The sequence below is a fragment of the Cytobacillus sp. QJM3NY_8 genome (assembly GCF_056173585.1).
Map to the genome: position 1 here is coordinate 4398015 of NZ_CM149681.1, position 22034 is coordinate 4420048.

Here is a 22034-nt window from a genome sequence, read left to right on the forward strand (position 1 = left end):
TCAGCAAATACAAACCAGCAATGTTTTGGGAATATAAAATAAAAAAAAAGCTATTGATGTTAGTCCCTCACAATAGCCATCTTTATAAATTTTATTCTTACTGGCTTTTTTCGTCAAGTGCATCTATTTAGGTTTACGGAATATCATCTAAAAAAATGAAGATTTTTCTGGTCAATTCATCATTATTTTCTTATTAAGGATAATTTTTGAAATAATAGAACTGAACAGTGGTATGCTTCTCAGACTTCTTCTATCTTCTGCAAACCAATACATATGAACTTAATGGCGGCATTTCAAATCTGGTGTTAATCTTACGGATAGTGGAAATCCCGGCCTCACGTTCATCCGCAATAAGGTCCCAATCCCCAGCCGGGAGAAAAATTTCTTCTTCCGTCATTAAAGGATTGATAATCACGGCTGCATGGCTGCACTCGGCATTTTGATCACTGCTTGTTAACACATAACCCAATAGAGGTTTTTTAATATCCAGAAACCGCATGGAATTCCGGATCATTTCTGCATTGGCGAGTCTGAAAAGAGGAATTGACCTTCTTATGCTTATCAGCCCTTTAATATATTCAACATTATTTAAGTAACGGGATTTCCTTTCCCAGTCCAGATTATTGATGGAATCTGGAGCACGGTAGCTGTTTCCATTTCCTTCTTTGGTCCGAAAAAATTCCTGTCCGCTATGCATAAATGGAATTCCTTGGGAAAGAAGGACCATTGCTGTTGCTAAGCGGTGCTTTTGCTGCTGCACAAGAGGATCCGCATTTTCAGAACAAACCTGTATTTTATCCCATAAGGTATGATTATCATGTGATTCCACATAATTTACAGATTGGGACGGGGAAAGGAAAATGCCTTTTTCCTTTTTTTCGAGGCCAATGCTTCCAGCCAATACCTGCTTTGCCGCATCATAATAATGCTCATTTCCCAATGCATAACCTTTATCATATAAATTAAACGTACTGCCTTTGATGGAATCTCTGAACCAGTCATTGAATTGGCCGATTCCAGGAAGCTTTTCCTGATTGCGGATGCTTGCTTTTTGGTCATCCGGTATAGGGGTATTCAAATCCCAGCCCTCACCAATAATAATGACAGACGGGTCAATCAATTCTGCATTCTGGCGAACCTCATTCATCGTTTCAATATCGAGTATACCCATCAAATCAAACCTGAACCCATCAATTTGATATTCCTTTAGCCAGTATGATACGGAATCAACAATAAACTTCCGGGCCATCAGGCGTTCCGAAGCAAAGTCATTTCCAACTCCGGTGCCATTTGACGGCATTCCATATTCATCATGCCGGAAGAAATAACCCGGTACGATTTTTTCAAAAGAAGAATGCTCGCGAATATAAACATGATTATAGACTACGTCCATAATGACCCGAAGTCCCTGGGAATGGACAGCATAAATTAAGGCTTTCAATTCTCTGATCCGCGAGTAGGGATCTAAAGGATTTGTAGAATAACTTCCTTCCGGAACATTAAAATGGAGGGGGTTATAACCCCAGTTATATTCTTCTTTTGGACTTTTTTCATCCACACCTTCGAAGTCATGGACAGGCAGAAACTCAATATGAGTAATACCAAGCTGCTTCACATAGGACAGGCATGTAGGCTCCCCGTCTCTGCCGACGGTATTTGTCTCTCCCGCTCCTAAATAAAGGCCTTTCTGTGCTGCCCCGCTCGCGGGATGAATGGTAAAATCCCTAATATGCGTTTCATATATGATGGCATCTGTGGGCTGCGGAAGCGGCGGAAGCTCCGGCTTCTTTACTTTTGTATTTTCCATATTGACTACCGCACCATATTCCCCATTTATAGCCGAAGAGACTGCGTATGGATCAACAGCTTCTTTCCACTCAAGGTTAATGCATACAAGGAAAGAATAAAGAAAACGATCCAGGTCGCCTTTTACTTCACAGCTCCAGACTCCTCTCTCTTCTCTTCCCATCGGAATAAGCTCAGCTTCCTGCTCCAGTGCTCCTTTAAGCTTCAGCTTTACCTTTGCGGCTGTCGGAGCCCAGAGCCTGAAATGTGTCTTTTCTTTGCTGTACGAGAACCCCAGCGGACCGTCATAATAGAATTTCTCATCAAAATCACTTGTACGAATAACGGCGCCAATTTGCAGATCTGTTTTTCCCCCATATTCGTCCACTATCCAATATTGTTTCCCAAATTCCGCTTCATGTTCTATTCTGCATGTATATTTAACGGCATCCTCAATCGGCATGCTTTTCAATATTTCAACAGGAAACTCTTCTTCCCAGTCAGTAAGGAGAGAGAACCCGGAAGAACGCCCCTGATGATAGCTGAAAGGAAGTATGATCGTAATGATGTGCATTTCGTCTAAGTATGCATTAAAAGTCCGTTCAATCGTTATCATTCCGAATTCATCTCCTTTACTTAGTCGGACGGTAATTTAAGAGCAGCTCTCTCCTAAAATCAACACTCATCTTTTCCATTGCCAATAATTACAGGAATGGCTTCGGGGCAAACAGAGGCCGAAATCGGGGAGCTGCCTAAAGCCTCTCCATCTGCGTGAGCAGGAATGGGGTGTGAAGATCTAATGCTGACATTCTGGCCCTGAAGAACTGTGACTTCTTTAAATGCTATATGACGCCCCTTGAAGACAGAGGCAAATACAAACAAAATTTTTATTCTTGATATATTGTGGACGACCGTAACATTTAGAATTCCATCAAAAGGATTTGCATCCGGAGAAATCATCATACCGCCTCCATAGAATGGCTGATTGGAAATAGTAATAAACCAGGCTGAATCGAAATCGAATTTTTTTCCATCAATGACGATTTCAAGATCAGAGCATTTATAAGTAAACAGCTCTTTTACAAGAAAGAGAGCGTATACAAATTTCCCCAGAGATAACTGATTCAAGATTCCTTTCATCTTTGAACTGTTTACTTTCCGGGAAATCAGTGCATCAAAACCAGCACCCATATTATTAATAAAATATGTTTTTTTCCCATCTATGTGTCTAATCATTCCGATATCAGCTTTTACAGAAGAATGACTGATCCCCTTAAGAATTGCTCTTAAAGATTCTGCCGGGTCTTTAGGAATTCTAAAGCCCCGCGAGAAATCATTCCCAGATCCTCCCGGAATAAATCCGACTGTCACATTCCGATGACTCACAGCACCATTCATAACCTCATGAACCGTCCCGTCTCCGCCCACAGCAACAAGATATAATCTTTGCCCGCCCGCCTGTTCTGCATAGATCTTTGCCAATTCCCTGGCATGGACCTGATATTCTGTCCTGGCTGCAGAGAAAGGGATATTTTCCTCTTTCAGCATCTGCTCAACTTTTTTCCAGACTTTCAGGCAGAAGCCATTTTTCGCCTGCGGGTTAATAATGAACTTAAGCTCTTCCCTGCTATGAGCTTTATCCTCGAGGAAATCTTCATGATTCATCCCGATTCTCCCACTCCAGCCTTTTGACTGATGCAGTCTGGCAATATTGAAGCAGTACCTGCGCTCCTTTTAATTGAACATGCTTGAGAGGCGAACGCTGGCTTCTCATTGTCTGAAACCATTGATCATAGGTCCTTTTATCGATTAACTGAACATCAATAGGAGCTGCCGGATAATCAATATATCCATTTCGGGTAAGTAAAGCCTTTTTAATCGGCAATTCAATAGAATGAATTTCAAATATTTTTCGGACAATTTTTTCAGTCCTATTTAATGCAAGCAGCGGATTCAGGACCTTCTTTTCCTCCCCTTTTCCCTTTTTTGTCCAGAATCTATCCTTCGAACCTGAGAATACTGCTGAATCTTCTTCCTCCAAAAAGCTGATGCACCATACCTCTGTCGGGCTTATAACAATAGTTTCTGTTTCCACCGGAGCCTTTTTCAGCAGAAAGATCGGATTGAACATGACAAGATACGTATCCGGATATCTTTGCAGAAAATACTTTAGCTTTTCATCATAATAGTAATGCTTATCGGGAAATGATTTTTCCGTTAATGTGGAGGTTGCCCATTTCATCTGGAATCGGAAAAGCTGGTCTAGAAACTGGTGTTTTAAATTCTCAATTGTTTCTGGACGCACAGCAAAGGAGGCTTCAAATTCAAGCACCTCTTCCTCCTTTTTCAATTCATCCCCGGAAGCCCCGTATTCCTCTAATTCTTCATTTTTTCCCCGCTTTAACAACCCCTTTAGTTTTTCCATGAGCGGTTCTTTTTCTTCCTCAAGCCACTCCGCTGTGCCGGCTGTATATTGCTGCCCGGATTGAGGATTGAATGAATCATTTGATTCCCATGCTTTATGCCATTTATCCCACTGCTGTTTTTTTAGTCTGACAAATCGGGAAGGATATACAAAAATGTCTTGCTGGTAACGTGAAACATAATCCTGCAATTTAATTAACTGTCCCATTCTCCTAGCCCTGCTTTCGTATATAACTTTCTATCTCTAATTATTCATTTAAGTTTTTTTATTTTGCCCGTTGATTTCCGCTGCAGGCACTCGCCTTCCACGGGACTGTCGGGATCCTCCTCAACGCGATGCGTCTGCGGGGTCTCCCCTGGTGCGCTACTCCCGTTGGAGTCTCCCACCTTCCGCTCCTATCAACTCAGTGATAAATATTTTATATTCTCTCAAAAGCAGCAATTTCACCTAAGCTGTTTTTCATTAATAGTATGTATTTATTTTATTCCCCCACGAGCGGAAAGATGGCAATGCTTTCATATTTCGGTGTTTTGTCCAGATGGGTCTGATATAGAACGACTTCTGAAGCCTCAAATTCAAGGGGCTCCTCCTTGAATGGACTGTAAGCGTCCAGCATGTTTTCCTGAAACGGAAAAGTGCCGGCCCATTTTCTTGCCATAGTGATATGAGGTTTAAATGGCCTTGTCTCCAATTCAAAGCCCGCTTCCTGGCATGCTGAATATACTTTCGATCTTAAATCTTGGAGATGTTTGTCCTGCTGTGTTCCACACCAGAAAATTCTTGGTGCGTCTTGTTTTCCAAATACGCCAAGTTTGCAGATATGCAGAGGAAATCTTTTTTCGTGTCTGATTGAGTCAGCGGCAAGCTTGGCTGCTTTCTGCAGTTTTTCCTGGGGTGCAGACCCTAGAAATGCTAGGGTAATATGATAATCCTCTTGATGGACCCAGCGGCTAAAAGGCAATTTTGGACTTAAATTCCCACAGTATTCTTTCAACTTTTTCTTTGTTTCAACCGGTAATTTCATCGCAAAGAAAAAATGAGCATTCAATTGTTTGTACACTTGAGATTCCTCCATATTTTCACTTATTTTAACAAACATCAGTTAAAATTGGCAGATACTTTCTGTTTGACCTCTCATTTTAAGTATTCTTCCAATTCCTTTTGATTTGATTGGAATAGTCTGTTTTAGTATGATGGACATGATATGAATAGTTATAGATTTCCTTTGTTAGGATGAAATTAAACAAATCGACATAAAATAACAAAGTATTAAACTTCCTTGTTATTACAGTCTTATTTGAAAGGGAGAGTCAGATGAAAGTTGTTAACAATCTCGCGGACTTAATTGGAGATACTCCACTTGTTAAATTAAATAAGCTCGCCCCTGAAAATGGAGCAAGCATCTATGCAAAGCTTGAATTCTACAATCCAAGCCGCAGTGTAAAAGACCGCGCGGCTTATAATATGATTGTCGAAGCTGAGAAAGCAGGCCAATTGAAACCAGGTTCAACTATTATTGAACCAACCAGCGGAAACACCGGCATCGGGCTTGCAATGAATGCAGCAGCACGTGGCTATAAGGCCATTCTGGTTATGCCTGATACCATGACGGCAGAGCGCATCAACCTTTTGAAAGCATATGGAGCAGAAGTTGTCCTGACTCCTGGAGATGACAAAATGCCCGGTGCTATACAAAAAGCAAATGAGCTGGCTGAGGAAATTCCAAACAGCTTTGTGCCGATGCAATTTGAAAATAGCGCTAACCCTGATGCACACCGCTATTCAACAGCAGTCGAAATTATTGAGGGCATGAAGGAAATCGGCAAACCACTCTCTGCCTTTGTTGCCACGGCAGGCACTGGCGGCACGATTACCGGCACAGGAGAAGTTTTGAAAGAGCATTATACTGGATTGGAAGTACATGTTGTGGAACCCAAGGGCTCACCTGTCCTATCAGGCGGAAAGCCTGGCAGACACAAGCTTGTCGGCACAAGTCCCGGATTTGTTCCGGTAATTCTCAATACGGATGTTTATGATGAAATCCATCAAATCAAAGATGAAGAAGCATATGATACAACGCGCAGAATGGCAAGAGAAGAAGGTATATTAGTCGGTCCATCCTCAGGAGCAGCCTGCTATGCTGCCATCCAGGTTGCAAAAAGGCTAAAGCCGGACGATGTTGTCGTATTCATCGTTTGCGATACTGGAGAAAGATACCTTTCAAGCGATCTGTTTCAGTTTGAATAAGTAAGTTAAAAGACAAGACCCCAGGGATTACTCCTGGGGTCTTTCGTTTTAAACTATCTAATTTTAACCGTCAAACTGCCGCACTCTTTTTCAATTGCCTCTTCAAAAAGGTTCTGTAATTTATTTGTGATGGGACCAGGACTTCCATTACCAACCGGCTTTCCTTCAATCTCTATAATCGGAGTAATTTCAGCTGATGTACTGGACATAAAGACTTCATCCGCGTCCAGCAGATCATCCTTTGTAAAAGCAGATTCTTCAAGTGCTACTCCATTTTCCCTGCAGATCTCGTTGATTTTACGGCGGGTAATGCCATTTAGGATCAGATTTGTTGCAGGGTGCGTATATAGTGTCCCATCTTTTACAATCGCTATATTGGAAGAACTTCCCTCAGTCACCGTATCCCCGCGATGCTGAATTGCTTCAAAGCAGCCCGATTGTGCTGCTTTTTGCTTTGCCATGATATTGCCAAGCAAGTTCAGACTCTTTATGTCACAGCGCAGCCAGCGTATATCTTCAATCAAACTAGCCTTAACACCATTTCTCATGCTCTCAACAGGTCTTGAGGTTTCACGGGTATAGGCTGTAAGCACCGGTGCAACGTCTGCACCAGGATAAGCATGATTTCTTGGAGAAGTCCCCCTGGAAAATTGCATATATACTATTCCAAGTTCAAGATTATTCCTTTCGATCATCTCTGCAAGCATCTGTTTAAGCTGCCCTATAGAATAAGGGATATCGAGCTCTATTTTCCTTCCGCTCTCAAGCAGCCTTTCAAGGTGCTCATCTGCCGTAAACATTTTTCCGTTATAGACGCGGATTACTTCATAGACGCCATCACCAAATTGATAGCCGCGGTCCTCAATATCTACTTTCGCTTCAGAGCGTTCGATCAAATCACCGTTCAAAATGACATATTCCATTTCTCTGACACTCCCTGTAAATGGTTTGTTTGTCTAATCTATTAGCTGTTAATGTAAAATCTTTCAGCCATCATATCAGGTTTTAGAGCTATTTCGCAAGTTCATAAATCGCCTGTGCATAAATAGCTGCAGCTTTAATTAAATCCTCAATAAACACATATTCATCTTTTTGATGTGCCACGTCTTCCCTGCCTGGGAAAAGCGGGCCAAACGCTACACCAGACTTCAAGGAACGTGCATATGTGCCCCCGCCAATTGCTAAAAGCTCTGCCTTTTCGCCAGTCTGCTGTTCATACACTTTTTTCAGGGTTTGGATAAGAAAGTCATCTTCTTCCACATGATGCGGCTTGGAATCAGTGAAATTCTCTAATCTGAAATGTTCGTCTTCGATCAATGACTGAAGCCTATTTTTCGTATCATCCATATTGTTAGTGACGGGATAACGTACATTAAAGCCTAAACGGCCGCCATTTTCTTTTGTATATGATAGTTTTCCTACATTAACGGTTAAATCACCGGTAATCTCATCCGCACAGGCGATGCCAAGCTTTCTTCCTCTGGAATCATCACATAAGTATCGTGATACAAACTGAAAATAATGGCATGCCTTCTCATCCAGCTGAAGGGATGCCAGGAATGACGCCATCAGAATACCTGCATTTTTTCCATTATCAGGCTCCATCCCATGAGCCGATACCCCCTGAAGCTCCAGAATCAGTTCGCCGTTATCTATGTAATACTTTCCTTCAAGCTCAGTCTTTTTGAGGAAATCAATATACCTTTGCACCACTTCAGTGTGTTCAAGATGGACTACAAGACTAGCTTTTGCAAAATCAGGAACCATGTTATATCTTCTTCCTGACTGGAAATGCACGACCTCTGCCAGTACTTCCCTGTCTGTTTCTTCGGTATGGCCGATTTGGACAAGATCAAAATCAGAGATGCCCTTTTCTGCATAGATGATTGGGAAATCGGCATCAGGGGCAAATCCCATTGCCGGCATTTCTTCGTGTTTAAAATAATGCTCTACACAGCGCCAATCACTTTCTTCATCTGTTCCAATAATCATTCGGACCCTTTTGCTTAAAGGCAGCTCCAATTCCTTTACAATTTTCATAGCATAATATGCAGCCATTGTTGGGCCTTTGTCGTCGATCGCCCCTCTGGCAAAAATCTTTCCATCGCGAATTTCTGCACCAAATGGGTCGCTAGTCCATCCATCTCCTTCAGGAACTACGTCGACATGACAAAGTACACCAACAATTTCTTCACCCTCGCCAAATTCCAGATGACCAGCCAGGCTGTCGACATTTTTGACAGTGAATCCATCCTTTTCTCCAAGTTCAAGCATGAAATCGAGTGCTTCCTTCACACCTTCACCAAGGGGGGCATCTTCTGCTGCATTCTCTTCATCCAGCAGGCTTTTAATTCTTAAAAGTTTTTGGGTATCTTCAATTAAAGCGTCTTTTCTGTTATTAACCTCTTTTTGCCAATCCAATACGTTCATAAAAGTTACCTCCTTATCCTGATTTGAACATTTATGATTTCCCCATTATAACCGATTTTGCCTTAAATTTGCTTATGGGACTGTTTAATAAAAGCATACCTTTATTATGCACCAAGAATGCCGAACCTTGCCAAGATGATTGTCAAGGCGCTTACAATCAGTCCTAAGATCAAAATGGCGAGGAAGAATAAGGCTATGACCGTTCTATTCTTTGCGGTGAAATAGGAATCTTTTTCACTATATTTTTTTGTAAAGGGATGGGACATGATGGATTTATCCCAAGTAATAGAAAGCCATGTATACATCAAGAAAAGAAAGACACCCGACACAATTACTTTTATCCATAGTGGCGGAATGGCAATAATCCCCGCTGCGCTTACAGAAATGATTTGAAAATAACTGAAAATAAAGGAGGGATTCCGTATGAAAATCTTTATGAATAATTCTATCAGTCCCGTAATGGGTGTTCTCTTCTTAAAGATTCTTCTGGAGTTTCTGAATAATAGAGGTTTTGTCCTCATTGAAATAGCAGGCTTTTCTATTTCAGGAGCCATCATAAATATCCATTTGATATACTTTGTTTTTTCCTCCTGCTCAAGCAAAATTTCAAAGTCTACGGCCGATATCCCTTTCAGCATCTGGGAGACTCTCGTTAAAGTGCCGGAAAGCAGCACTGCCGAAATCATGTAAACTGGAAAGTCTGCACCGAAATTCCACAGAGAATAAACGAGCTGGCTGAACCAGCTCAATAATACAAACAGCAGAAAGCCAATTACATATTTTCTAAACTTCCCTTCAATCCTTTTCAGAGAATAGGAAACTGTCATAAGCGTCCATTTCAGAGTAATGAAAAAAGTCAGCAGGGCAATGATTTGACTCCATTGCAAAAAATAACTGTTCTTTAGAAAGGGAAGAAGAAGAGCGATTATCGCGCCTGTACTGACTGCCTGAAAGAAAAGTGAATAGCCAACTCCCCATTTTCTCATTCCCAAATAGAGGCTCTTATTTTTCACCAGAAACACCTTGTCAGCCTCTTGTATAAATGGGCGAAAGTTACCCAGCCATGAATAAATATAAAGCAGGAAGAAAAGGAGAAACATTGGCAAGTTTGCAATCCATTCAGGCGTTTCCAACCACCAGGAGCGATATATCATTCCAAAAATGATTGCACCGGGAACAATGAGATAAACCATGATGGTCCAATCTGCAACGGAACGGAAAATACCAAATTGATACTTCCAGCTATTGATTAACCTTCCAAAAAAGAGCGAACTACTTTTCATTGTCATTTCCCTCTGCAATCTGATGAAAGCAATCATAAAGCGAACCAGCCAAAAGACCGCATTGCTGCCTGATATCGTCTAATGAGCCGGAAGCCTTCAACTGGCCATCATGCACAATTAGAAAGCTGCTGCACACTTTCTCTGCCGTATCCAGTACATGAGTGGACATAAGAATGCCTGCGCCCCTTTGCCTCTCTCTTTCAATTGATTCCAGAAACAGTTTCATAGCATTAGGATCAAGTCCAATAAACGGTTCATCAATAATATAGACATCCGGCTTGGCAATCATCGCAAGAATCAGCATCGCCTTTTGCTGCATCCCCTTTGAATATGTGCCGGGAAATTTATGAGCGTGTTCAGACAGATTATACTCCCTCAAGAGCTCTGATGCCCTCTTCTTATACTGTATTTCCGACAGTCCCTCTACGGCAGCTGTAAAATCCAAGTGTTCCCACAATGTCAGCTCATCATAAAAGATGGGGCGTTCAGGTATATAGGAATACTTAACTCCCTGCTTAAATTTCACTGTCCCCTTTTTATGTTCCAATAATCCCAGGATTGTTTTAATCGTTGTGCTTTTTCCTGCCCCGTTAGGACCTATAAGGCCGATCAATTCCCCCGCCATTACATCAAAATTAATATTATGTATGATCGGTTTTCCATTTTCATAGCCTGCTGATGCAATATCGACGTTTAATAAGTTCATTTACTCTCCTCCTGACTATACATACGGATATAATTGGAAAAGGTTTGCTCTTTTTCATATATTCTTTAAAACCATAATAAAACTGCCCCTCCGAAAGGGGCAGTTTCATTATGGCTGGAGGATATCCATTAATTCTGTATTTTCAAAGTCTGCAGCGTAATCATAGGCTGTGTAGCCATCCGCATCTTTCACAGCGGGATCTGCACCATACTCCAGGAGAAGCATGGCCATTTCAGTATCCTCATTAAATACTGCACTCATTAAAGGAGTGGTTTGATAGTTATCTGCCGTATTAGGCTCTGCGCCATTTTCCAGCAGAAGGGCAGCGCTGTCATACTGGCCATAAGAAACAGCCCAGTGTAAGGCAGTAGTGCCATCTGCATCCATTTCCTCAATATCCGCCCCATCAGCCAATAAAATGTGGATCATTTCAGTATCATTTTCACTCGCTGCATTCATTAGAGCGGTAGCTCCTTCAATGCCCATAACCGTTTCAGTCCACAAATCCATTTTTTTAAGTGATTTATACCCAACCCAGAGTCCGCCGGAAAGAATAGTCAGCGTTAAGACCGCTCCTGCTATCCCTAGCCATATCCTGCCCTTTGGTTCTTTTAACTCAACTGCAGATTCTTCATCAAAAACTTTTGATAAAGCATAAATTCTTTTCGGCAGGTGAGGATGGGTGGAAAGTTTCTCATTCAGCCATACAAAAAATCCAGTTTCCGTTTGGAGCTGCTCCATGTATGCATGCTTATTGACCTTAGGATAAAGTTCTTTTCCAATCGCAAGCATAGTTAAGGCATCTCTAGATGCTTCAAACGACTTTATATAATAGGCAGCATAACGATCACATGTATACTCGCATGCTCTTAAGTACGCATTCCCCAGGAATGGAACCCACATAGCAGGGAGCAGAAGAAGGCTTATGATAACATGCTTTCTTTTTAAATGAGCAAACTCATGGGCCAGGACAAACAGCACTTCCTTTTCAGCTCCACGAGCAGTCAATTCAAAAATACCAGAATATAAGACAACCATATTTCTTCTGAAAAACCTGGTTGCAAAGGCATTTAAGACACCTTCAGACTCAATCACGTATATATCCGGCAAATCTTGCAGACCCATTTCCTTTGCAGTTAATACTGCTTTTTCATAAATTTCAGGAAATTGTTTCTCACTTATTCTTACTCCGTTTCTTCTGATGCCGCCCATCATAATCCCATGGAACAGAAGAGATACAAGTATTAATGCTAAAATAATCACAATGCCAATAATAGAGAATGCGAGAAAAATATAAGACAAAATACTAAATAAAGCAACGAATGCAAAATAAATATTTTCCTTCGGGTATACCAGGCGATCTCTCAGCGAGTAAGCTTCCATTACACTTTCTTCCTTTCAATCTCTTTTAAATATACCAATTGATTATAATCAAAAAACAAATTTTAGGATATAGAAACTTTCTTGAACGATTATTTGAATATTCTGTACATAATTCAAGCCCCATCTGCCATAAGGTATAGTAATAGTCCCTTTTCCCATTGAGGTTTAATCGCAAATAATTAGGGAATTGAACATACATTAAAAAGGAGGGGAATGTAAAGACTAAAACACAAGCAGCATTATAAATATTTTGTAAAATTGTATCCTTAAAGTAGAAATAATCAGATAATAGCGTTACAATATAGTCAGAGGTATGACATCTTGACTAAATAACCAGAATGCAAAGGGGTTGTCTGGGGAAAAGAAAACTACATACGATTGAAGGAAAATCCTTCAATGTAGCTGTCGGTTGCAGGAAATTGCCATGGGGTTTGAAAAAAGGATAGGGAGTGGTTTTTTGAAACCTTCAACTAACCGGATGTTAAACCGTGTAAAATCCGTCTACATGTTTATAAGTAAGCGCGGAACTGTAACAACTCAGGAGCTTGTAGAGGAATTTGGTATTACTCCTCGCACCATTCAAAGAGATTTAAATGTCCTCGCCTACAATGACTTGGTTAAGAGTCCGAGCAGAGGCAAATGGACCATAACTCAAAAGAAAGTAAAGATGTCATCTTAACACTCAAAGCATAACCAACCTAACAAATAAAAAATCGCCCTGCTGTCAGGGCGATTTTTCCGTCTCATCTCACTTCATAATTCATCAGCTTATCAAGCTCTTCATCAGTCAATTCCCGATATTCACCCAATTCCAATGTTTTATCCAGCTCAAGCGGGCCCATTGAGATTCTCTTCAAATAGATGACTCTTTTTCCCACTGCCTCAAACATTCTTTTCACCTGATGAAACTTTCCCTCCGTAATGGTTAACTCAATATCGGATGTTATGCCGGATTTAAGGATTTCCAGCTCCCCAGGCTTGGTTTCATAGCCATCATCTAGTATAACCCCTTTTTTAAACGCAGCAACATCATCAGCTGTTACTTCCCTGTCTATGACTGCAAAATAGGTTTTAGGAACATGCTTTTTTGGAGAAAGCAGCCGATGTGCCAGCTGGCCGTCATTAGTCAGCAGCAAAAGCCCTTCTGTATCCTTATCCAGGCGTCCCACTGGAAAAGGAGAAAAAACAAGGTCTTCCATTTCGAGCAGGTCGACCACGGTTTCAAATTGAGAGTCTTCTGTTGCGGAAATGACGCCTGGCGGTTTGTTCATCATCAAATAAATGAATTCCTTATATTCAACCTTTTCGCCATTAATGATGACAGCATCCTGTTCAGGATCGACCTGGTGCTTGGGATCCTTTACTTTTTCATCATTAACGGTTACAGCTCCATCCTTTAATAGCTTTTTAACATCCTTACGGCTTCCGTAGCCCAGATTGGCCAGCATTTTGTCAATTCTCATGGCTGCCCCTCCCTTTTAATCCTAATTAATCTGATTTTTATTAAAATCGCGTTATTAAAGATTTACCTTTTAAAAAGGTTCTCTTATCCTTGTTATAAGTAAATATTCTGTCCGCTGATTTCAGCACGGGGCACTTGCTTTCCGCGGAGCGGGCGGTGAGCCTCCTCGTCGCTTTGCGCCTGCGGGGTCTCACCTGCCCCACTGCTCCCGCAGGACGTTGAATAAACTTCCTCGACTGAACACCGTACGAAGAAAATGCGCCAGCATTTTCGAGGATCAAGTACCCTCCGCTCCAATCAACTCAGTGCTTTGTATATTGTTATCTAAAACCAAATCCTAAACATTTTTTAAAAAAGGCCCCCATCACGGAGACCTTCTAATTTTAAGCCTTCAATCTTAACTTCTTAAGCATTCTATCGACTCTTGATCCAAACAGGAGATAGATTAATTTAGTTCTGAAGCTTAGGTAGAAATAGACTCCCGCTCCAGCTGCTGCGCAGGTGATGACAATGATGATAGCCTGAAAATTGGATGCCGGCGATAAGAAGGCAGTTGTGATTTTATAAACCACGCCTGCAGCAATGTACATGCATGCAGTAAATAATACAATCAGCATTCCTCGTCTTAAGACAAGCTTGAAAGGATATTTTGCAAATGTTTTAATTACGAAAAGGTTAATTAAAATAGCTACGATATAGCCAAGAGCGGTTGCAAATACGGCTCCCTGTGTTTCGAACAGTTTTATGAGCGGAATATTCAATGACAGCTTTACAAGCAGGCCTGTCAGCAAACTTAAAATTGTAAAACGCTGTTCATTGATTCCCTGCAGAATGGCTGCAGTTACCGAAAAATAAGCAAAGAGAATCGCCACTGGGGCATAAGTTCTTAGCACTTCAGTACCCAAATCCTTATGCTCATAAAACAGGGTGAAAACCGGCTCGGCAAGCAGGGACAATCCTGCTACGGCAGGAAGAGTCAGAAAGAGAAGCACCTGGAAAGTCTGGTTAAGCTGGCGGTTTAAATCTGACCTATCTTCTTCCATAAATGCTTTCGTCACACTTGGCACAAGCGTCAGCGAGAAAGCTGTGGCAAGCGAGACAGGAATGATGACCAGCTTATGCGTCTCAAAGTTCAGGACAGAAAAGGCTGCAACTGCATTTTTCGATTCACCGATGGCATCCATCGCCCTGGTAAATGTTATCTGATCGATAAACTGAAAGAGAGGATTCGCGAGACCCACAAATACAAATGGTGCGGCATAAAGAATGATTTCTTTATAAATTTCCTTTAGGGAAATGTCAACGGTTCCTTTATCTTCTTCAAGCATTTTATCCAAATGCGGCTTACGTTTATACCAATACCAGAATAATACCCCGAGGCTTCCGAGTCCGCCAATAAAGGCAGCAAAGGTGGCGACACTGATCGCGGCAGTCAGTGAACCTTTCATTACATTTAAAACGACATATGCACCTGCAAGAACGAACAGGATGCGGACAATCTGCTCCACAACCTGTGAAACAGCAGTAGGACCCATTGACTGATGTCCCTGAAAGAACCCTCTTATCAAACTCATGAACGGAATAATAATCAGGGCAAATGATACCGCTCTAATTACAGTTGTTACATCTTTAACACTAACTTCAACGTCTTTTCCTGCCAAGGTCATTTCGGCAACTGCCGGAGCAAGGAAGAATAGGATCAGGAATGAAATGATTCCGCTTGCCGTCATGACCGCCAGGCCTGATTTGAACAGCTTTCTTCCGACTGCGTATTCCTCTATTGCATTATATTTAGAGATGAATTTTGAAACAGCAAGCGGAACTCCCGCTGTTGCAACACTAATAAAGATTGTATAAGGTGTATACGAAAAGGAATAAAGGGCTGTCCCTTCCTTCCCGACAATTTGGTAAAAAGGAATAACATAAAACAAACCAAGAACCTTCGAGATAATTGTGCCAAGCGTAAGGATGAAGGTTCCCTTTAAGAGCTTAGATGACATATAATCCCTTCCTTTATGAAATGCGGAAGCGCTTTGCCCACCCCCCGGTAGGCGCTCCTCCTAAAAGCCAGCGCTTTTAGCCGTGCGATGATAAAGCTATCGTAGCGTTCCTTGTGGAGCTAGACAGTTATCGACTTTCAAAGCTTTCTCTCTTATTTAAAAACCTGCAGCATGCAGCTTTTACAGCCTGTGATTGCCAAAACAATTCGCAGTAAGTTCGTCAATTTTCTATCTTTTTAGACACACTATTTGTAGTGTACTCTTCTTGCAGAGGAAATTCCACTTGCAATACCGTATTATGGGGCATTATTTTTAGAAATAGGATATTTGATTTATAATGAAGCTACTGCTTTTTTAGCGAATCAAGATAAGTTGGTGAAAATATGAAATATGATGTAATAGTTATAGGCGGGGGTCCTTCGGGATTGATGGCAGCAATCGGTGCTGCGGAACAGAAGGCAAAAGTACTGCTGATTGACAAAGGAACCAAGCTTGGAAGGAAGCTTGCCATTTCCGGAGGGGGCAGGTGCAATGTCACAAACAGGCTTCCAGTGGACGAGATCATTAAGCATATTCCTGGCAATGGCCGGTTTTTGTACAGTGCATTCTCCATTTTCAGCAATGAAGATATTATCCGCTTCTTTGAGAATTTAGGAATTAAGCTGAAAGAAGAAGATCACGGACGGATGTTTCCTGTTACCGACAAAGCGCAATCTGTTGTTGATGCCTTGATTTCAAGGCTGAAGGAGCTGAAAGTCGATATCAAGACGAATAGCCCTATCCAGGATGTTCACTATGAAAATGGCAGGGTGAAATCGGTAGAATTAAAAACAGGCGATGTATATGAAGCAGATTCAGTTGTGGTTGCCGTAGGAGGGAAATCAGTCCCTCATACCGGCTCAACCGGCGACGGCTATGCATGGGCGGAAAAAGCAGGCCATACGATTACAGAGCTTTTCCCAACCGAGGTTCCGCTGACATCTTCTGAGAACTTTATTAAAGAAAAAATACTGCAGGGATTGTCGCTCCGGAATGTGGCGCTTAGTGTTTTAAACCCTAAAGGAAAAGCGCTTATAACCCATCGGATGGATATGATTTTTACCCATATTGGCATTAGCGGCCCGGCCGTCTTGCGCTGCAGCCAATATGCGGTGAAAGCGATGAAGAAGTGGAATTTAAAAGAAGTGGTCATGAATTTGGACGCAATCCCGGATACAAAAGAAGAGCCTCTTTTTCAGGAAGTGTCCAAAAAGATCAAAGAAGATCCAAAGAAAAGTATGAAAAATCTCTTAAAAGGGAGGCTTCCTGAAAGATATCTTTTGTTTCTTCTTGAGAAGAACGGAATTGATCCGTCCTCACAGGGAGCTGCGATTTCAAACGAAAAGATCAGAAGCTTTGTTAAAGCCTGCAAATCTTTTCAGTTTAAAGTAAATGGGACATTGCCTCTCGATAAAGCCTTTGTTACCGGCGGAGGGGTTTCCGTCAAAGAAATTGAACCGCAAACAATGGCTTCAAAATTGATGGAAGGACTTTTCTTCTGCGGAGAAATCCTGGACATCCATGGCTACACAGGCGGATATAATATTACATCCGCACTTGTAACAGGCAGGTTAGCCGGATTAAACGCAGCAGTCTCAGCTAGGATTGTATAATAAAGATAGAGCCTGATGCTCCTCAGACATCAGGCTCTATATATAACCATGGCAGAGAAACAATAAATTTGTTCATCTTCGTCCTCTTGCACTGCGGCAACATTATATTTAATATCCAGCAGCTTTTTTTCTTCAATCTTCTCCAGAAAATGATTCATATCCTTTTCCAGGTCTTTTTCATGTTCATGATCAAATAGCTTTACCTTAATCACAGGAAACTTCCTTTCTTAGTTTTTTATCAGTTTGTACAATTTTCTGAATTTTTAAAACCGAAACATAAAAAAAAACGAAGCCTGCTGCGGCTCCGCTCTTCTCTATTTTGTTTCACCCTGCCAGTTCAGCATGCCCCCGGTCATATTGCGGACTTTATATCCCTGGTCCTGCAAATAGTGGCATACGTTTCCGCTGCGATTGCCAGAACGGCAAATAATGATGTACTCCGTATCTTTATCAAATTTATCAAGATTCTCAGGTATCGTGCCCATACGGATATGTCTCGCCCCTGGAATCATGCCGGATGCAACCTCTTCATCTTCCCTTACATCGACAAGCTCAAGTTTCTCCCCTTCTTCAAGCTTTTTTTGCAATTCTTCTGTTGTTATCTCTTCAATACGGTCCAATCCTAACACCCTTTCTGGAAAGCCTTTTAAATAGCACTTAACATTAAATAATGCTGCCAATTCTATAATACCCTATATGGGACGAAAAATATAAACGGGACGTTTCTAAAACACAAATACAAAAACCACCTCTGACAAATAGAGGTGGTTTCATCTGATATAACTTAATTCGCAACGATATTCACAAGTTTACCTGGCACCGCGATGACTTTACGGACGGTTTTTCCGTCAATTTGTTCTTTTACTTTGTCATCTCCCATTGCGATTTGCTCCAATAGGTCTTTTTTGGCATCGGCAGGAACCATAAGCTTTGCTTTAACTTTACCGTTGATTTGGATAACGATTTCGACTTCATCATCTATCATTTTGGCTTCATCATATGCAGGCCAAGCTTCATAAGCAATGGATTCACCATGGCCTAATTTAGACCAAAGCTCTTCGGACATGTGTGGAGCAATGGGTGAAAGCATTTTAACAAAGCCTTCTGCAAAGGTCTTTGGAAGCACATCTGCTTTATATGCTTCATTGATGAATACCATCATTTGAGAAATAGCTGTGTTGAAACGCAGCCCTTCGTAGTCCTCAGTTACTTTTTTCACCGTTTGGTGGTAAACCTTTTCAAGGCTGCTGCCTTCTTCAATGTCCTGAATTCCCTGGCTTAATTCACCAGTCTCTTCCACAAACAAACGCCAGATGCGGTCAAGGAATCTTCTTGAACCATCCAATCCATTTGTAGACCATGCGATGGAAGCTTCAAGAGGCCCCATGAACATTTCGTATAGACGAAGAGTATCAGCACCATGGCTTGCTACAATTTCATCCGGATTAACGACATTGCCTTTTGATTTACTCATTTTTTCATTATTTTCCCCAAGAATCATACCTTGGTTAAATAACTTTTGGAACGGTTCCTTCGTATGGACAATTCCCACATCATAAAGGACCTTGTGCCAGAAGCGGGCATATAGGAGATGAAGAACCGCATGTTCAGCTCCGCCGATATAAATATCAACCGGAAGCCATTCTTTTAATTTCTCAGGATCTGCAAGAGCTTCACTGTTTTTCGGATCAATATAGCGAAGATAGTACCAGCAGCTGCCTGCCCATTGTGGCATTGTGTTCGTTTCCCTGCGGCCCTTCTTGCCTGTTTCAGGATCCACGACATTAACCCACTCATCGATGTTGGCTAATGGTGACTCTCCAGTGCCGGATGGTTTGATTTCCGTTGTTTTTGGAAGCACTAATGGCAGCTGATCTTCCGGCACGGCAGTCATTGTGCCATCTTCCCAGTGGATCACTGGAATCGGCTCGCCCCAATAACGCTGGCGGCTGAATAGCCAGTCACGAAGACGATAAGTAACCTTCTTAGTGCCAATGCCTTTCTCTTCAAGCCATGCGATCATTTTCTCAATCGCTTCCTCTTTATTTAATCCATCAAGGAAACCTGAGTTAACATGCTCGCCATCGCCAGTGTATGCTTCTTTTCCAACTTCTCCGCCGGCAACGACTTCTTTAATAGGCAGATCAAATTGCTTGGCGAACTCATAGTCGCGCTCGTCATGGGCTGGAACCGCCATGATGGCCCCAGTTCCATAGCTGGCTAAAACATAATCTGCAATCCAGATTGGCATTTTTTCGCCATTGACCGGGTTAATCGCATAAGCACCAGTGAAGACACCTGTTTTTTCTTTAGCAAGATCTGTCCGCTCGAGATCGCTCTTGCTCTTTACTTTGTCAATGTAAGCCTGAACTGCCTCGCGCTGCCCATCTGCTGTGATTTTTTCAACAAGCGCATGTTCTGGAGCAAGAACAGCATATGTTGCACCATATAATGTGTCAGGTCGTGTTGTGAAAACAGTGAACGTTCCATCATGGCCTTCAATATTGAACGTTACTTCTGCTCCTTCAGAACGGCCGATCCAGTTTCGCTGCATATCTTTAAGGCTCTCTGGCCAATCCAATAAATCAAGATCTTCAAGCAGGCGATCAGCATAAGCCGTAATTTTTAGCATCCACTGTCTCATTGGACGGCGTTCTACCGGATGGCCTCCTCGTTCACTTTTTCCGTCGATGACCTCTTCATTTGCAAGTACTGTTCCAAGTGCGGGACACCAGTTAACAGCTACTTCATCGATATATGCAAGCCCTTTTTCATAAAGCTTTAAGAAAATCCACTGAGTCCATTTATAATATTCAGGGTCTGTTGTGTTTACTTCACGATCCCAGTCATATGAAAAACCTAAAGCCTTAATCTGGCGTCGGAAGGTGTTGATATTCTTTTCTGTGAATTCAGCAGGATCGTTTCCTGTATCAAGGGCATATTGCTCGGCAGGCAAACCAAATGCATCCCAGCCCATTGGGTGAAGAACATTATAGCCTTGCATGCGCTTCATGCGGGAAAGGATGTCTGTTGCCGTATATCCTTCCGGGTGACCGACATGAAGTCCTGCGCCTGAAGGATAAGGGAACATATCAAGCGCATAAAACTTGCGCTTGCCTTTATCTTCAGTTGTTTTAAAAGTTTTATTTTCTTCCCAGTAGCCTTGCCACTTTTTTTCAATCTCCTGATGATTGAAACTCATTTTTGTTTCCTCCTATTAATGAAAATAAAATCAGGCTCTTTTCTTATAAACCGTTTTTGGGCTTATGAATATTGCCCGTTGATTTCAGCACGAGGCACTTAGCGAACCCGCGGGAGAGATGAGAGCCTCCCCGGCTTCGCCTGCGGGGTCTCTCACTTTCCTCACTACCCGCAGGACATTGAATAACCCTCCATGAATGAGCACCGCACGAAGAAAATGCGTCAGCATTTTCGAGGATCAAGTGCCCTCCGCTGCAATCAACTTTACGAAACAGCCTAAAAAATATAATAAAAAACCTCTCATCCCAAAAAAGGGACGAGAGGATTATGTATAAATCTCCCGCGGTACCACCCACATTAGTGAACATGTCACTCGCTTCATTCATCCTTAACGCGGAAAACGGCAAGCATTACTGGTACTTCACACTTGCTGCTCCAAGGCGAGTTCATGATGTGCCCGGCTGACTTGCACCTTCCGTCAACTCTCTATAACGGGCTATTGCACCACTACTGCTCCTTATCTAAGCATTTTAGTATAGGAATATGACTATTGTAATAAATTTCCCGCCAGGATGCAAGTAGGCTTATCCTGACAGGAATTTAATAACTAGAATATGCAATCTTTCAGAAAATGTGCCTGATTTACTGAACAGTATATCCTCCATCGATAACTGCCGCCTGTCCTGTAATGCCTTTAGCTCCGTCACCAGCCAAAAAAATAGCATAATCTGCAATCTCTTCTACCTTCAGCAGCCTCTTTTGCGGCACTAAGGGATAAATGACTTCTTCCAGCGCTTTTTCAATAGGTACATTTCTTGTTTTAGCAAGGTCATTCAGCTGATTTCTTACGAGTGGTGTATCCACATAGCCCGGGCATATGGCATTGACCGTAATGCCATCTTCAGCAGCTTCCAATGCTGCGACTTTAGTAAGGCCTATAACGCCATGCTTGGCACTGTTATAAGCTGCTTTCCCCGCGAATCCAACAAGACCGTTAATGGATGCCATGTTCAGGATACGGCCGGACTTTTGTTTTTTCATGACGGGCATGACATGTTTAATGGCCATGAACGGTGCAGTCAGCATTACTTTGATAAGAAACTCGAATTTTTCAGTAGGAAAGTCTTCAATAAAGGAAACATGCTGCAGCCCTGCATTGTTAATGAGCACATCCAAGGCACCGAATTGACTGACAGTTTCATTGATGGCCGATTGTATATCAGACTCCAAGGTCACATCACATTTAAGCCCGATTGCTTCAAAACCTTCATTCTGCAAATTTTCTGCAGCTTTTTTCACAGCCTCTTCCTGAATATCTGTCAGAACGATTTTCGAGCCGTGTTCAGCAAATCTCTTGCCTATTTCATAGCCAATTCCCTGCGCTGCACCGGTTATAAAAACTACTTTATTTTGTACCATGAATAAGCTCCTTTCAAAAACAAAGCCGGGGCTCTATTTTA

Annotated in this window: 18 protein-coding genes and 1 other annotated feature; of the genes, 3 read left to right on the top strand and 15 right to left on the bottom strand. The window is 41.9% G+C overall.

Going from position 1 to position 22034, the window contains the following annotated elements; genetic code table 11:
* Nucleotides 1-250: 250 nt before the first annotated feature.
* From pulA to thpR, 4 genes are all read right to left on the bottom strand, one after another.
* On the bottom strand, nt 251-2401 hold the full coding sequence (gene pulA, locus AC0VZ9_RS22510; protein ID WP_475396739.1) for a type I pullulanase: 2151 nt from the start codon (nt 2399-2401) through the stop codon (nt 251-253).
* A gap of 59 nt (nt 2402-2460) precedes the next feature.
* The gene (locus tag AC0VZ9_RS22515; protein WP_475396740.1) at nt 2461-3450 is read right to left on the bottom strand and encodes a diacylglycerol/lipid kinase family protein; all 990 of its coding nucleotides are present in this window, start codon (nt 3448-3450) and stop codon (nt 2461-2463) included.
* A complete protein-coding gene (locus AC0VZ9_RS22520; protein WP_019383031.1) occupies nt 3440-4417 on the bottom strand; it encodes an NERD domain-containing protein in 978 nt (325 codons plus the stop codon). The genes AC0VZ9_RS22515 and AC0VZ9_RS22520 overlap by 11 nt, the downstream gene beginning before the upstream one ends.
* A gap of 274 nt (nt 4418-4691) precedes the next feature.
* On the bottom strand, nt 4692-5270 hold the full coding sequence (gene thpR, locus AC0VZ9_RS22525; RefSeq protein WP_192907790.1) for an RNA 2',3'-cyclic phosphodiesterase: 579 nt from the start codon (nt 5268-5270) through the stop codon (nt 4692-4694).
* A gap of 254 nt (nt 5271-5524) precedes the next feature.
* On the opposite strand from thpR, the gene cysK reads away from it, so the two are divergent.
* Nucleotides 5525-6457, top strand: a complete 933-nt coding sequence (gene cysK, locus AC0VZ9_RS22530; protein WP_019383028.1) for a cysteine synthase A — start codon at nt 5525-5527, stop codon at nt 6455-6457.
* Nucleotides 6458-6510: 53 nt separating this feature from the next.
* On the opposite strand, the gene dat is transcribed toward cysK, so the two are convergent.
* From dat to AC0VZ9_RS22555, 5 genes are all read right to left on the bottom strand, one after another.
* Entirely contained in the window at nt 6511-7380 is an 870-nt protein-coding gene (gene dat, locus AC0VZ9_RS22535) for a D-amino-acid transaminase (protein ID WP_252245348.1), read from the bottom strand.
* Nucleotides 7381-7468: 88 nt separating this feature from the next.
* Complete coding sequence (gene pepV, locus AC0VZ9_RS22540) at nt 7469-8887, bottom strand: dipeptidase PepV (RefSeq protein WP_475396741.1); 1419 nt, start codon at nt 8885-8887, stop codon at nt 7469-7471.
* A gap of 104 nt (nt 8888-8991) precedes the next feature.
* Complete coding sequence (locus AC0VZ9_RS22545; RefSeq protein WP_251174708.1) at nt 8992-10170, bottom strand: ABC transporter permease; 1179 nt, start codon at nt 10168-10170, stop codon at nt 8992-8994.
* Entirely contained in the window at nt 10160-10876 is a 717-nt protein-coding gene (locus tag AC0VZ9_RS22550) for an ABC transporter ATP-binding protein (RefSeq protein ID WP_019383024.1), read from the bottom strand. Before AC0VZ9_RS22550 ends, AC0VZ9_RS22545 begins: the two co-directional genes overlap by 11 nt.
* Nucleotides 10877-10984: 108 nt before the next feature.
* Complete coding sequence (locus AC0VZ9_RS22555; protein WP_019383023.1) at nt 10985-12259, bottom strand: M48 family metallopeptidase; 1275 nt, start codon at nt 12257-12259, stop codon at nt 10985-10987.
* A gap of 457 nt (nt 12260-12716) precedes the next feature.
* On the opposite strand from AC0VZ9_RS22555, the gene AC0VZ9_RS22560 reads away from it, so the two are divergent.
* Entirely contained in the window at nt 12717-12938 is a 222-nt protein-coding gene (locus AC0VZ9_RS22560; RefSeq protein WP_026041817.1) for a DeoR family transcriptional regulator, read from the top strand.
* A gap of 64 nt (nt 12939-13002) precedes the next feature.
* Here AC0VZ9_RS22560 and AC0VZ9_RS22565 read toward each other — a convergent pair whose 3' ends face one another.
* Nucleotides 13003-13722 carry a pseudouridine synthase gene (locus AC0VZ9_RS22565; protein ID WP_019383022.1) on the bottom strand — a complete coding sequence of 240 codons (720 nt, stop codon included), beginning with the start codon at nt 13720-13722 and terminating at the stop codon, nt 13003-13005.
* Between the two features lie 382 nt (nt 13723-14104).
* Nucleotides 14105-15721 (bottom strand): putative polysaccharide biosynthesis protein, encoded by a 1617-nt coding sequence (locus AC0VZ9_RS22570; RefSeq protein ID WP_019383020.1) that lies wholly within the window; start codon nt 15719-15721, stop codon nt 14105-14107.
* 383 nt (nt 15722-16104) lie between these two features.
* On the opposite strand from AC0VZ9_RS22570, the gene AC0VZ9_RS22575 reads away from it, so the two are divergent.
* A complete protein-coding gene (locus AC0VZ9_RS22575) occupies nt 16105-17373 on the top strand; it encodes a BaiN/RdsA family NAD(P)/FAD-dependent oxidoreductase (protein ID WP_251156441.1) in 1269 nt (422 codons plus the stop codon).
* 29 nt (nt 17374-17402) lie between these two features.
* On the opposite strand, the gene AC0VZ9_RS22580 is transcribed toward AC0VZ9_RS22575, so the two are convergent.
* From AC0VZ9_RS22580 to AC0VZ9_RS22595, 4 genes are all read right to left on the bottom strand, one after another.
* Entirely contained in the window at nt 17403-17585 is a 183-nt protein-coding gene (locus tag AC0VZ9_RS22580; RefSeq protein ID WP_009333366.1) for a sporulation protein Cse60, read from the bottom strand.
* A 102-nt stretch (nt 17586-17687) separates the two neighbouring features.
* Nucleotides 17688-17993, bottom strand: coding sequence for a rhodanese-like domain-containing protein (locus AC0VZ9_RS22585; protein WP_026041816.1), 306 nt, complete (start codon nt 17991-17993; stop codon nt 17688-17690).
* 164 nt (nt 17994-18157) lie between these two features.
* The gene (gene leuS / locus AC0VZ9_RS22590; protein ID WP_251264032.1) at nt 18158-20575 is read right to left on the bottom strand and encodes a leucine--tRNA ligase; all 2418 of its coding nucleotides are present in this window, start codon (nt 20573-20575) and stop codon (nt 18158-18160) included.
* Between the two features lie 308 nt (nt 20576-20883).
* Nucleotides 20884-21107: a binding site (T-box leader), on the bottom strand.
* Nucleotides 21108-21216: 109 nt separating this feature from the next.
* Complete coding sequence (locus AC0VZ9_RS22595) at nt 21217-21993, bottom strand: 3-hydroxybutyrate dehydrogenase (protein ID WP_009333369.1); 777 nt, start codon at nt 21991-21993, stop codon at nt 21217-21219.
* Nucleotides 21994-22034 lie beyond the last annotated feature (41 nt).